Here is a 13,610-nt window from a genome sequence, read left to right on the forward strand (position 1 = left end):
GTTGATTTATTGAAACAACTTTTTAATGAAAAGGCAGCCATAACACCTAAAATAAGGGATGAAATTTTAAAATAAGGGATGAAATTTCGGTGCCATTGGAATATGGATATATCTTCCCGTTAAAGGTAATTTCGTCAATAAAAACTGTGCCTTTAAGCAATCATGCTCTGGAAGAGTATATTAAACTAGAGGGGAATTTCAGTTTGGGAAAAGGAGAACTCGAAGCCATTGCCTATTGCAAGACGGAAAGATGTCTATTTGCAACCAATGATATAAGGGCAAGAGAATTTGCCAAAAGCGAGGGAATTTCTGTTATCTCTTTGCAGGCAATCATAAAGGCTCTTTGGAAAAAGAAGATAAGCAGTAAAAAGGGTGCCAGGCAGATACTTGAAAGAATCAAAGAGGCAGATAATCTTGCCATAAGCAGAGAAGTTGAAAGAGAGATATTTGATGAATAAAAAATGAAGTTAGAGAGGCTGTCTGAAAAATGGAGTTTGCTATATAGCAGGATTTTTCAGACAGACTCTTAGGCAAAAGCAAGCAAGATTCCTCGCTTCGCTTGGAATGACAATGGGTGAGTAGTTAAAGAAAGTAAAAGGGCAGAAGGATAAAAGGGTGAGTGATGGCCAAGGAGAGCTTTTCCCACGATCATGGTTATACACGATCATGGTTATAAGTATTGCAAGATAGCCGAGAATGAGTTTTCAAAAGAGATATTGCGCAAGCTGAAAAATCTGGTTTCAGCCCTGTTTTACATAGAAAACGGCTCAGAGACGATAAGGGCGAGGATTATCGTCTTTATAACCCAGAGGAGGTAAGGAATATGCTGACCGCAACGTTACCGGTATTACAATGAGCTGGGGGCTGTCAAAGTGGCTTGCTTATGGGTCTTGGAACACTGCACGAATAGCAAAACAAATGTCATAAATAGTAAATCCAATGCTCGATAAAACCGCCCATATTGATGACCATAGGGCTGTTAAGGCAAAGGTCATTATTCTAAAGGGCCAATTTGTAATTTAGCATTCATTAGTTAGAAGGTAATAAAATCAGTAGCTATGTCTGAACTCACAGATCGGGAATTTTGGTTTATCACTGTATATTTCAAAAATCATCATGGTTTCCGTGGTTCACACGATATTATCAGTATTTATAATTATATGAGCGGCTTGCTATGCTACGATTCGGAGACCCTTATCAGTTCACTTATCATAAAAAAACGTTTTTAGTCTTTCTCCAGATAAAAGGAAGATAAAATTTACAGATTATGGTATTGAATTATTTAGGTCTATGGTTAACGCTCAAAAAGAATGGGAATCTCAGGAGATTATAAAAGTATCTAATTTACGCCGTGAACAAATTTTAATTCGTTCAGGTGAAACTTTTAAGGCTAATCATGTGCTCAGGGAAATAATTTCCAATATACATAGCGAGCTTTGTGTTATCGACCCATACATGGGAGAGACATTTTTTGATATTATTGAGGGTAAAACTGGCAAAATATCAATAAGGATAATAACATCGGCCAAAGTATCAAAGGCTGCACTCATTTCTTACGAGGCATTTAGGAATCAATACCCCAATACAGAGATGAGGAGATTGGATTCAGAAAAGCTCCATGATCGCTACATTCTTTGGGACAAAGCACACGGGTTTCATATTGGCCATTCCATAAAGGATTTAGGTAAAAAGGATACACAATTAAATCTTTTGTTAAACCCTATTGAGCAAGTAAATTTGTTTGAACATCGATGGAAGGAATCTACCCCAGACCTCAAATGATGTATTGGTCTACTTCGGGGCATGGTTATTATGAATCTATGGAGTATAATAGATTATGAGGCTTGCCACATAGGGCACATGTCCTTAGCTAAGCTTATAATATAGAGAGAACACAAAGCGCACAGGGGAAAACGATCTCCCGCAGAGACGCAGAGGCGCAGAGAGCAACCAATCCGGCAAGGGCCTGATGAAAGTCGGGATATCCCGATGTGTCAACGGCATGGAAGCAAGCAAAAAGTAAAAAAGCACAAGGAGGAACTTATTTTACTTTTACTTTTCAATGATATCCTCTGCGTCTCAGCGTCTCTGCGGGAAAATTACTAATTCTTATGTAAGTGCCATTTCCCCTAGACCAGAATCTGGTGACCAAAATAAGAGATCATCTCTACGACCTGGAATTAGAAACAGATTGAATTAATCCGTTATCGACTTGGGCGGACCCGTGAAACATTGGAAGAGGCCTTTCTTATGCGGCGAGAAAGTCATTGGAATGCTTGTGTTAATCGATTATATTATGCCTGTTTCTATTCTGTTACGGCTCTATTGGCGATAGAAGGGATAAGCTTAAGTAAACACAGTGGAGTGAAATCCCTTTTTAACCATCACCGGGTCAAAACCAACAAAATCAGTAAAGAGCTTGGTCGGCTGTACAATAACCTTTTCGAAAAACCGGCAAGAGGGAGATTATGTCGATTTTGTTGTTTTTCAGAAGGATAACGTTGAGCCGTGGATTTCCCAGGCTGTTGATTTTATTGATGCTATTTCGAGGATAATTGAAGAAACGATTCAACAAGAAGAAAATCCTGGGTGTTCATAGGATAGACTTATTAGCTTACCTTCTGCAAAGGTATTCCGAAGGAATTGCCAAAAATGGAGAATAAATGGAGAATATTGAATGCCGAAAATTTCAGCCACGATCATCTGCCTGAATGAGGAGAGAAACATTCAGCGATGCCTGGAAAACCTGGATTTTGTCGATGAAATCGTGGTCGTGGATTCGGGAAGTACGGATAGAACTTTAGAAATATGCCGGAAATTCACCGACCGGGTTTTGTATAACCCCTGGCCTGGTCATGTGCAGCAGAAAAACTTCGCCCTCGACCAGGCAAAGCACGAGTGGATACTCAGTTTGGATGCAGATGAGGTAGTTACCCCCAGGCTGAAGGAAAGCATCCTTCATGCACTGCAGAATGACCAGGGGAAATACGATGGATACCGGGTCAACCGGCACGTCTTTTATCTGGGCCGGTGGATCAACCACTGCTGGTACCCGGAATATAAAATCCGGCTATTCAAAAAATCCAAAGGCCGGTGGGCAGGCAAGAACCCCCATGACACCGTCAACCTGGATGGCAAATACCGCGACCTTGACGGCGACCTTGAGCATTATACTTACCGGAATATCTCACATCACCTTCGCACCATAGATTCATTCTCCTCCATCGGAGCACAGGGGAAATTCGAAGAAGGCAAAGCCCCCCGTCTTTCCAGCCTTATTTTGAATCCGCTGTTCCGTTTCCTGAAGCTCTATGTGGTGAAACGAGGTTTTTTGGACGGCATGCCGGGGTTCATCATCGCCGTTCTTGGCTCCTACTATTGCTTTTTGAAGTATGCCAAGCTCTGGGAGATGCACCATACCTCCTGACCCAGTGTCAATGACTGAGGGGCTATTTTACACCCCAAGAGCCCCTCACCTGCCAGAGAGACTCTCTGTCGGCCTTCTTCCCCGGCGGGGCGAGGGGGGAAACCCCTCTCAGCTTCTCTTTCCCCTTTTTCAGCGCGGCGCTCCGGCAGAATCGAAGGCTTTTTTATAGGACCACAGGGCTACGGTGATGGCACCCAGGGAGGATGCCGCGGCCAGCATCAGCATAATCACGATCTGATATCTGGCTGCCATAAGGGGATCGGCTCCGGCCAGAATCTGGCCGGTCATCATGCCCGGAATGGAGACCACGCCCACGGTGGCTGTCCGGTTGATCGTGGGCACAAGTCCCGCTCTTACGGCGGCCCGGATGCTGGGCAGGGATGCATCCCAGGGAGTGGCCCCCAGCGTAATCAACAGGCGCACCTCGTCCCGTCTGGCTTCAAGATCGGCAAACATCCGCTCCGCGGCCAGGGCGATGCCATCCATGGAATTGCCAAAAACCATTCCGGCCAGGGGAATGACGTACTGGGCCCGATACCAGGGGGTTACGCCGATCACCGCCGCGGCCACGATAAAGGTAATGGGTATTCCGGTCACGGACATGGAGGTCACAACCGGCCAGAACAAACGATAGGGAGAGCGCTTCAGGAGGCTGAGGATGTTCTGGACTCCAAAGCCGATCATGACCAGGAGAACCGCGACGGTAAGCCAGGGATGATCGTGGCTGAAGATGAAGAAAAGAACAAAGCCCAGGAACAGAAGCTGAAGATAGCAGCGGGCAGCGGCTGTCATAAGCCTTCGGGCAAGACCCAGCCGAAGCCAGAGGGCAATGCCGACAGCTATCAGGACAAAACCGAGCGCCAGAACCAGTTGAAAATTCCCGATCGGTATAACCTGACTTCCAGGTGATGCGGTGTAAGCCGCAAGGCTATGCTTCACGGTTTATACCTCCTCGAACACGGTGCCTTCCCTGACCGTCAGGGTACGGCTGGCTGGCTCATCCCATGCAAAATGCCGTATTCTGATGGCCGCAGCCTGATTTTCATTCAAATAGCGCCGGATGCGTCTGTTGACCAGTCGGGCAGAATCCCTGTCCAGGCTGGCCTCCGGCTCATCGAGAAGCAAAACCCGGGGCTGAAGCAGCACAAGGCGCACCAGGGCAAGGCGGGCCAGTTGACCTCCGGAAAGCTCTGAAGCCCTGACATCCAGGGATACTTCCGAAAGGCCGATTTCTTCCAGCTCCGATTCGAGGCGGAGTACCGATGGCATATCATGATCGGGCTTTCTGGTGAATCTCCAGGGCAGAAGAAGGTTCTCCCGAACGCTTCCGGGCGCAGCCACCGGTGTCTGTAGGTAAAGAGCGACTTTTCTCCTCCACTCCGGGGGTGAAAAAGCCGTGTACCTGCGGCCTTCGAGAGTCATGTTCCCTTCAGCGATGGGAATGAGCCGGGCGGCAGCCTCAAGGAGTGTACTTTTCCCTGCCCCGGAAGCACCGGCAATATCCACCAGTTCTAAAGGTTCCAGGGTGAGGGAAACCTGAGACAAAACCAGGCGCTTTATCCCGCTCTGCTGGCGGAAAACCGTAACATTGTGCAGGGAAAACAGAGGTAAACTCTCCTCACTCCACAAGTACCCCCCGCTGCTCGAACCAGCCGATATCACCCGCTCCCTTGCGGATAATCTCTATCTGGTCATCGATCAGCTCAACCACTGTGGAGTCACGGGGGAAAATGGGGCCGCCGTCGATAATCAGGTCAATCTCGTGCCCGAGCCTCTTTTCTACATCCCAAAGGTCGAGAGGCTCATCCTCCCTGGTGTCCGGAAGGCCTGCACTTAAGATAGGCCCGCCATACTCCTGCCCCATCGCGAGCAGTATCCGGTTATCCGGCATTCGCACCCCGATGGTTTTTCTTTTGGACAGCGTGATCTTGGGAAGAATTCTGGTTCCAGGGAGAATAAAAGTATATGGCCCTGGCAGAAGCCGTCGCATGACCTTATAGGCCAGGTTGCTGATCTGGGCATACTTGCTGATTTCATGAAAGTCAGTACAGATTACGCTGAACAGCTTTTTTTTATCTGCATGGGTGATGCGGTAAAGTTTATCCACAGCCTTTTTATTGAACAGGTCACATCCGATGTCATACTTGGTATCGGTAGGAAAGAGGAGAATGTTACCATCCCGGATTACCTGTGCGGCCTGCTTGATCAGCCTGGCTTGAGGATTCACCGGATGTATTTCGATAATCATCGTCGTTCACCATAACTCATTATAACTTATTTGTTGATAAGCGGTAAGGGCTTCTTTTGTCTGGTAGATCGGCAGAAATTATAAAAGGTATGACCGAAAATTACCAGCATTTTCTGTGCACAGGTGCTCAATGACGGCTCTTGATTTGAGAAGCCGACTGGACATTACCGTCCATTTCCTGTCTTCGAACCACTGGATAATAATCCTTTCTGATTTCAAAATAACAGGCATTGGCGATCTCTTTCAAGTCAAAATATAGTACATAAAATATCCCGCCTGGTTTCAGGACCCTGCATACTTCCTTGACAATAGCCTGTTTGCATTGAAAAATGACGGGTGAATAGGCAATTACCACCCGATCGAAGAAGGCATCCGGCATGGGTAATTCGGTCAGCCGGGCGTAAAGGAATGTCAGATTGTGACGCTGGGTCCAGCCTGCTGCCTTTTCATTTTCTCGTTCATCAGGGCTCCCCAGGATGACATACAGGTGACCCTTTTCGTTACGCTCTACCATCCCCTGGGCCGCTTCCCTGGTGCCCCGGCAAAGGGTCAGCACCCTTTGCCCATCGACGATGGGGATTTGCCTCATCAATTGATTGTAAGCCTCTTCCAGTTTGGACTTGTCCAAATCTGACAGCAGGACATTATCCATGTGAGATTCTTCCGATAATGACATTGTCTTCTCCTCATAATCCTGGTAATATATACAAAAATCTGTACCTTAAGAATACCAAGGGAAAGAATCGATGTCAAAGTACCGGGGATCGGTTCATCTTACTCATATACCGGGGGCAAGGGCGGCCTGGAGGACAGTGCATTTCTCATTGCTCCTGCTAGAAAATATCTGTTTCCATTTCCTTATCTGTCCTGGATGCACTTGGTACTCTCCAGCCAACTCTGCTGAGGTCTTCTCCTCCTTGAGTGCTTCCAGGGCCACTTTCGCTTTAAATACCGGGGTATGTTTGGTTCGTAAACCCATCTGCGGACCTCCTTATCTTTCAGCTCCAGTATAGCTCAATTCCGCCTCCAGTGTAACTTAATCCGCTGTCCGAATTTCCGAATCCATTATATTTTTTTATATCACATGGCTGGATTATTGTGAACCAATTCTCGGAATTCTGATTAAAATAATCTGCGGGCTAACAATTGGTTTATTCCCACAATCTCAGAGCTATAAGGAGCTCACCTCGCACTTTTTCCCGATCGTTATTATAAGTAATTTTAGGTTATAATTTTCTTGATATCATGAGGCACTCTAAGCTAATATATGGCAATATACCGAATTGACATTCAGCAGCGTATTACTCCCCCGCCTGGGAATAGAGGAGACAAATATGGACTATATTCGAAAGGTTGATAGTGAGCTCATGGCAAAACTTGAGAAATTTCATGGAGCGCTCGTTCCTGGCCTGCTCATAGGTGCTTATATGGTGGAGCTTGCCTATGAGAAGCTTAGCGATGATGCCCGGATGATAGACGCTGTAGTGGAATCGAAAAAGTGTATTGCAGATGCCGTTCAGGTAATGACCTCCTGCACGTTAGGGAATGGTTGGCTGAAAGTCTACGATTGGGGGATATTTGCCATCACGCTCTATGATAAAAAAAGTAAAAAAGGGGTCAGGGTTTACCTCGATGTAAAAAAATTACCCAAAGAATCAATAACATATAAATGGTTTTTTCGAGAAGTCGACAAAGATTCACATGAAGAAGTGAACAAGGAACTGTTAGTATTCAAAAAGGAAATATTTTCCCACGAATATGTTCAGGTCGAGATAAAGAAGAAGGAACGTGCCAGGGTAAGTCTCTGTGCACGATGCGGATACCCTTTTCTGAGTGAAGGGAGTAATGAATGTATAAGCTGTCGCGAAGGATCAACCTATTACCTGAAAGTCTCATAAGAGTGAAGATAGAAGGAGGATAAGGAATATAGTATGATAAAGCTGACAATTGATGGTCAAGAAGTATGGGCTGAAAACGGCGATACCATTCTTTCTGCCGCCCGGAGTGTAAATATCCATATCCCCACTCTGTGTCATTTTCAAGGTCAGTTGCCTGAAGCTGCGTGCAGGGTATGTCTTGTGGAAGCCAATGTTTTGGGGGGAGTAAAACTCGTTGCCTCCTGCTCTACCCCGGTTATTCAGAATATGGTTGTCAACACCTCAACGGAGAAGGTTCTCAAAACAAGAAAATTCGCTTTGGAACTTTTGCTTTCGGAAGGAAACCATGACTGCATAACCTGTGAGGCAAATGGAGAGTGCGAGCTTCAGGAATTGGCCTACCAGTATGGCGTTAATAATACCAATTTGAGATATACCGGTGCCAAAAGGGAAAGGGCTATTGATGATTCGAGCCCCTTTATTGTTCGCGACAGCTCGAAATGCATTTTATGCAATCGATGTGTCGTAGCCTGCCATAACAGGGGAGGGCATGGCATACTGTTCAGAAATAGCCGTGGGTTTGCAACCGACATAGTTTCGGATGACTGTCTTTTGCATGAGAGCGGCTGTGTTGCCTGCGGAGAGTGCATTCAGGCCTGCCCGGTAGGTGCTTTATATGAGAAAAAAAGAGTGGGAATGGGACGGTCGTGGGAGTTGAAAAAGGTGAACACAACCTGCCCTTACTGCGGGGTCGGCTGTCAGTTGACCGTCCATGTCAACGAAAGAGAAAACAAGCCGGTCAGAGTCACCGGAAGGTATGTCGAGCCAAACGATGGAATGCTGTGTGTGAAGGGAAGATTTGCCTACGATTTCCCTCTCAGTGAGAACAGAATAAAGAGCCCCTCCATCAAGAAAGATGGGAAACAGGTTGAAGTAAGCTGGGATGAAGCTCTGGATTATACTGCCGCGAGGCTCAGGGAAATACGAGAAAAATACGGTCCTGATTCTTATGCTGCAGTCAGTTGTGCCCGAAGTACCAACGAAAATAATTACGCCATGATGAAATTTACCCGCGCGGTGATCGGTACGAACAATATCGATCACTGCGCCCGTACCTGACACGCCCCGACTGTTGCCGGTCTGGCAACTACATTCGGGTCAGGTGCAATGACCAATTCAATACAGGAAATCCGGGATGCAAAAGTTATCTTTGCTATCGGCACGAACACCACCGAGGCACATCCGGTTATTTCCTATTATATGAAACAGGCAGTAAAAAAGGGTGCCATTTTAATTGTGAATGATCCCCGCAAGATAGATCTTTGTAACTTTGCCACTATCCATGTCCAGCATAAGATCGGGACCGATGTTGCCTATTTAAACGGTCTTATGAACATCATTGTCAGAAATGGATGGTACGATGCGGAATTTATTCAAGAGCGCTGCGAGAATTGGGAGGAAATGAAACAGGTTATCAATAATTATCCTCCTGAGAAGGTGGCGAAAATTTGCGGCCTGTCAGTCGAACTTATGTATGAAGTGGCCAGGATAATCAGTACCAATAAACCCATGACCCTCTGCTATACGCTGGGAATTACCGAGCACACTAGCGGCACCGATAATGTCAAGACTTGCGCCAACCTGCAGATGCTGTTGGGAAACCTGGGTAAGTATGCAAGCGGCGTCAATCCCCTGCGCGGGCAAAACAACGTGCAGGGTGCCTGTGATATGGGGGCTCTCCCCAATGTTTACCATAGCTATCAAAGCGTGACCGATCCCCAGAGCAAGGCCAAATTTGAAAAAGCCTGGAACAGGGAAGGACTGTCAGATAAAGTCGGGCTGAAATTACCGACCATGCTCACAAGCTGCCTTGATGGCTCGATCAGGGCCTTTTTCTGTTACGGCGAAAATCTGGTAATGACCGAACCACATATGGGCCATACAAGGAAGTGTCTGGATGCAGTGGACTTTTTCATTGTGGCGGACATATTTTTTAATCAGACCACACCCTATGCCGATGTTATTTTCCCGTGTACCAGTTGGGCCGAGGAAGAGGGGACGTATACCAACTCCGAGCGAAGGGTCCAGAGGGTAAGGCCATTCCTGAAGCCGCATAAGAACCAGCGGGAGCTCTGGTGGATTGTCAACGAGCTTGCCAAAAGGCTTGGGTACGATATGGGATTCAGTTCAAGCAACTCGGTTTGGGAGGAGGCGCGCAGACTGGGCACAATCATTCACGGCATAACCTGGGAGCGGTGTGAAGAGGTAGGGATCCAATGGCCATGTCCGTCGATAGATCATCCGGGTACCCCAATTTTGCACAAAGACAAGTTTTCCCGCGGGAAAGGGCTTTTTTCTCCTGCGGAATGGAGACCACAGGCAGAGCAGCCTGATGAAGAATACCCCTTCATCTTGTCTACGGGCCGGCGGTTATGGCATTACCATACCACCCAGACCAGAAATGCCAAAGGCTTCAATGATATTTTCGGTGAAGAATATATCGAGATCAGCTTTGCAGATGCCAGGGGATTAGGGCTGCAAACAGGTGATTATGTTGAGGTATGTTCACGGAGGGGGGCTGTCAAGACCAGAGCCTGGGTGACGAATCGCTCGCCACGAGGGGTTTTGTGGATGTCCTTCCATTTCTTCGAGGCATGTGCCAATATGTTAACTATAGATGCATACGACCCGGTTACTGAAACCGCGGAGTTTAAGGCATGTGCTGTTAAGATTGCTAAAATTTCAAGCGCTCCTTTGGAAATCAAGCGGGAAAGACAGGCGCGGCCATAAGATAAACGTAAGTGTATACTTTTACAGGTTAATGAAAGGGAGATCGATATGAGTGGTATTACTCCTGCATATCAAAATACCATTGTGACCGATGATCAAAAGAGAGAAGATTTATTAAATATAATAAACAGGTATGAGAATATACCAGGTTCTCTGATTACGGTTTTGAGTCATGCTCAACGAATGTTCGGCTATCTTCCAACAGAAATATTATATGATATCTCTTCAGGATTGAAAACCCCGCTGAGTATCGTTATGGGTGTTGTCACATTTTACTCATATTTTTCCACTACTCCGAAGGGGAAATATACCATCAAAGTCTGTAAGGGGACAGCGTGTCACGTAAAAGGCAACAAAGACGTACTCCAGGCCATTCAAAACAGACTGAAAATTACGGATGGGGAAACCACCGAGGATTTGAAATTTTCCCTGGAGACCGTTTCCTGTTTAGGGGCTTGTGCTTTGGCTCCGGTGATGATGATTAACGATGAGTATCATGGCAAACTGACAGCCCAGAAGGTGAACGAGATTTTAAACCAGCTAGTGGAAAATTGATTCCATATTCCATAGCGAGTAGAGGAAAGCCATATGGATGACCACACAAACCATGCCTTATGTATGGTCCTTTTGATAGTTGTGGTGCTCACGGTAACCGCCAGCAACCTGTGGGCTGCACAAATTCTGGTTTCTGCGGCCATGAGCCTGAAAGATGCTTTCACGGAAATTGCGCGGGATTTTGAAAAAAAATATCCCCAGGACAAAATTCTTTTGAACTTCGGCTCTTCCGGTCAACTTCAAAAGCAAATAGAGCAGGGAGCGCAGGCGGATGTATTTGCCAGTGCATCGGTGAACGAGCTCAATTCTCTTGAGAAGAAAGGGCTTATCATCAATACTACCCGGTGGACATTTGCCCGAAATTCGCTGGTTATTATTTCTTACCATAAAATCAAAGCCATAGATGACCTAGCACAAGATGGATTTGAAAAATTAACTATCGGTGACCCAGGTACTGTCCCGGCAGGTAAATATGCACAAGAGGCCCTCGAACACTACAAAATGTACGACAAGGTGAAGAACAAGATTATTTTTGCCGAAAATGTCAGGCAGGTTCTTGACTATGTCGTAAGAAAAGAGGTGGATGCCGGTATCGTTTTTACAACCGATGCCCTGACTGTTAAAGATCCTGCTTTGACTGTTCTGGCTCTGGATGCCAAATCTCATGAGAAAATAGAATACCCAATGGCAGTAATCAAGGGGACGAAAGAAGAGGGCACCGCCAGATTGTTTACCGATTTTATTGCCTCAGAGACCGCCTCCGCTATTTTAAAAAGATATGGATTCATACTTCCCTGATGAGGAGAAACAGATGCTGTAGTCCCCCGGCTGGGGAAAAAAGTACATGATTGAGACAAATGATTTATTTGCATTGGCATTATCGCTGAAAGTAGCGATTGTAGCAACGGCCCTCAATGTCATCATCGGTATTCCAGTCGCTTACATTCTTGCAAAAAAGAAATTCTTTGGGAAAACGCTGTTAGAAGCACTTATCACGCTGCCTCTAGTGCTTCCTCCGACTGTGGTAGGATTCTATCTGCTGGTTTTAGTAGGGAGGAATGGATTCATCGGGCGTATCGTATACGATATGTTTCATGTATCGATTGTCTTTACCTGGTATGCGGCAGCATTGGCAGCACAAGTAGTATCAATGCCCTTGATGGTGCGGGCTTCGAAAGCCGCGATAGCAACCGTAGATCCAGAATTTGAGAACGCCTCATATACACTCGGTAAATCCAAGCTTGATACGATATTCAAGGTGACCCTTCCCCTGGCGAAAAAGGGAATTATTGCCGGTATTGTGTTGGCCTTTTGCCGGGCATTAGGAGAATTCGGAGCAACGATAATGGTAGCAGGCAATATTCCGGGGAAAACCACGACCATGCCGATTGCGATCTATTCTGCCTTTTATGCTTCGGAAAACCGGAGGCTCCATTTCGGAGTGGCGATTTTGACTATCATGTCTTTCGCGGCTACATTTATCGTTAACGGAATGGAGGAAAAAGGTGTCCTGCAGCATATTAAAAGTTAACGTAAAAAAAAACTCCAGGACTTTCATTTAACGGCATCCTGGTCAACGAAAGGTAACATAACCTGTTTGTTTGGCTACACCGGTTCCGGCAAGTCTCTTACCCTGAAGACAATCGCTGGATTGATTAAGCCTGATTCCGGTTATATAGGTCTTAATAATACAACATTTTTCGATTCAGAGAGGCGTATCGACATCCCTCCACAAAAACGGGATATAGGTTTTGTTTTCCAAAATAATACGCTCTTTCCGCACATGACAGTTTATCAAAACATTCTCTACGGTCTGTCCGGCACGGAGAATAATAAGAAAGAGAGAATCGGAGATATCCTGAAAATTTTTAGACTGGACTCCCTGGAAAATAGATATCCACATCAAATATCGGGAGGGCAGCAGCAAAGAACGGCTATTGCACGGGCTGTTATCAGAGGTCCAAAGCTTTTACTTCTTGATGAGCCGTTTAATTCTCTCGACTATGCGGTCAAGATAAAGATGTACCAAAGTATCCGCATATTAAGAGAATATTTCAATATACCGATAATACTGGTGACCCATGACATGGATGAACTCCTCCGCCTGGCCGATTGGATCGTTTTATACAACGAAGGCCGCGTTGAACAGGAAGGGACACCGGAAGAAATTTTCCTGATGCCCAAAAACAGAGTATCGGCCAGACTTGTCGGCACGAAAAACATCCTGGATGGAGAAGTATTGGGTATACAGGATGGAATGGCTGAGATACTGACGGAAAAAATTACCTTGTTCGCTTCGGTAAAGAATATGGCCAATAGGCTGAAAACAGGAGATAAAGTAATTTGTTGCATCAGACCTGAGCATATTTCGTGTGTAGCCGATGGGGCATCAATTGAGAGCCCTCGAACATATGAGAATAAACGGATAAATGTGATTGCCGGATCCGTGGTGGACTTCATGAGAAATGCTGCATCATACGATGTCTTTTTCAGGCTTGAGGGCAGGAGTTACAACCCGGAAAATGACGGCTATGACATTGAGTTGAAAATGGGAGTTGAGGATTTTATGAATATGGGGCTGGTTAAAGGGGAAAAAGCGACTATAACGATTAACGAAAACATGGTCTATCTTATAGAAACAGTCAAGGGAATGAACATGGAGTAACGGAGAAAAAACGTCGAACTTGGAAATGGTTTTTTACTCTGTCTCTTG

Annotated in this window: 14 protein-coding genes and 1 pseudogene; 10 read left to right on the plus strand and 5 right to left on the minus strand. The window is 46.0% G+C overall.

The genetic code is table 11. From position 1 onward, the window contains the following. Positions 1–89 precede the first annotated feature (89 nt). The 4 genes from AB1611_04680 (at position 90) to AB1611_04695 (ending at position 3,427) form a co-directional block, all read left to right on the plus strand. Positions 90–458, plus strand: a complete 369-nt coding sequence (locus AB1611_04680) for a hypothetical protein (GenBank protein ID MEW6378884.1) — start codon at positions 90–92, stop codon at positions 456–458. A gap of 832 nt (positions 459–1,290) precedes the next feature. Next, positions 1,291–1,782: a hypothetical protein gene (locus AB1611_04685; protein MEW6378885.1), complete on the plus strand. Its 492-nt coding sequence runs from the start codon at positions 1,291–1,293 to the stop codon at positions 1,780–1,782. Between the two features lie 417 nt (positions 1,783–2,199). Further along, positions 2,200–2,499 (plus strand): HEPN domain-containing protein, encoded by a 300-nt coding sequence (locus AB1611_04690; protein MEW6378886.1) that lies wholly within the window; start codon positions 2,200–2,202, stop codon positions 2,497–2,499. A gap of 178 nt (positions 2,500–2,677) precedes the next feature. Then, entirely contained in the window at positions 2,678–3,427 is a 750-nt protein-coding gene (locus tag AB1611_04695) for a glycosyltransferase family 2 protein (GenBank protein ID MEW6378887.1), read from the plus strand. A 129-nt stretch (positions 3,428–3,556) separates the two neighbouring features. Here the strand turns inward: AB1611_04695 and fetB are convergent, their stop codons facing one another. The 5 genes and pseudogenes from fetB to AB1611_04720 form a co-directional block, all read right to left on the minus strand. Continuing rightward, positions 3,557–4,366, minus strand: a complete 810-nt coding sequence (gene fetB, locus AB1611_04700) for an iron export ABC transporter permease subunit FetB (GenBank protein MEW6378888.1) — start codon at positions 4,364–4,366, stop codon at positions 3,557–3,559. A 3-nt stretch (positions 4,367–4,369) separates the two neighbouring features. Beyond that, positions 4,370–5,056: an ATP-binding cassette domain-containing protein gene (locus tag AB1611_04705; protein MEW6378889.1), complete on the minus strand. Its 687-nt coding sequence runs from the start codon at positions 5,054–5,056 to the stop codon at positions 4,370–4,372. Beyond that, entirely contained in the window at positions 5,046–5,675 is a 630-nt protein-coding gene (locus tag AB1611_04710; protein ID MEW6378890.1) for an L-threonylcarbamoyladenylate synthase, read from the minus strand. Before AB1611_04710 ends, AB1611_04705 begins: the two co-directional genes overlap by 11 nt. Before the next feature lie 127 nt (positions 5,676–5,802). Beyond that, positions 5,803–6,351 (minus strand): class I SAM-dependent methyltransferase, encoded by a 549-nt coding sequence (locus AB1611_04715; protein MEW6378891.1) that lies wholly within the window; start codon positions 6,349–6,351, stop codon positions 5,803–5,805. Between the two features lie 171 nt (positions 6,352–6,522). Beyond that, positions 6,523–6,654, minus strand: a pseudogene (locus AB1611_04720) (transposase). A 355-nt stretch (positions 6,655–7,009) separates the two neighbouring features. On the opposite strand from AB1611_04720, the gene AB1611_04725 reads away from it, so the two are divergent. The 6 genes from AB1611_04725 to AB1611_04750 are packed head-to-tail and all read left to right on the plus strand — an operon-like array spanning position 7,010 to position 13,562. After that, on the plus strand, positions 7,010–7,573 hold the full coding sequence (locus AB1611_04725; protein ID MEW6378892.1) for a formylmethanofuran dehydrogenase subunit E family protein: 564 nt from the start codon (positions 7,010–7,012) through the stop codon (positions 7,571–7,573). 33 nt (positions 7,574–7,606) lie between these two features. Beyond that, positions 7,607–10,342, plus strand: coding sequence for a formate dehydrogenase subunit alpha (gene fdhF / locus AB1611_04730; GenBank protein ID MEW6378893.1), 2,736 nt, complete (start codon positions 7,607–7,609; stop codon positions 10,340–10,342). 48 nt (positions 10,343–10,390) lie between these two features. Next, complete coding sequence (nuoE, locus tag AB1611_04735) at positions 10,391–10,897, plus strand: NADH-quinone oxidoreductase subunit NuoE (protein MEW6378894.1); 507 nt, start codon at positions 10,391–10,393, stop codon at positions 10,895–10,897. 33 nt (positions 10,898–10,930) lie between these two features. Beyond that, the gene (modA, locus tag AB1611_04740) at positions 10,931–11,695 is read left to right on the plus strand and encodes a molybdate ABC transporter substrate-binding protein (protein MEW6378895.1); all 765 of its coding nucleotides are present in this window, start codon (positions 10,931–10,933) and stop codon (positions 11,693–11,695) included. A 46-nt stretch (positions 11,696–11,741) separates the two neighbouring features. Beyond that, the gene (modB, locus tag AB1611_04745) at positions 11,742–12,428 is read left to right on the plus strand and encodes a molybdate ABC transporter permease subunit (protein ID MEW6378896.1); all 687 of its coding nucleotides are present in this window, start codon (positions 11,742–11,744) and stop codon (positions 12,426–12,428) included. 57 nt (positions 12,429–12,485) lie between these two features. After that, a complete protein-coding gene (locus AB1611_04750; GenBank protein MEW6378897.1) occupies positions 12,486–13,562 on the plus strand; it encodes an ABC transporter ATP-binding protein in 1,077 nt (358 codons plus the stop codon). The last annotated feature ends 48 nt before the right edge of the window (positions 13,563–13,610 follow it).

The sequence above is a fragment of the bacterium genome (genome assembly GCA_040755755.1).
Classification (GTDB): Bacteria; SZUA-182; SZUA-182; order DTGQ01; family DTGQ01; genus DTGQ01.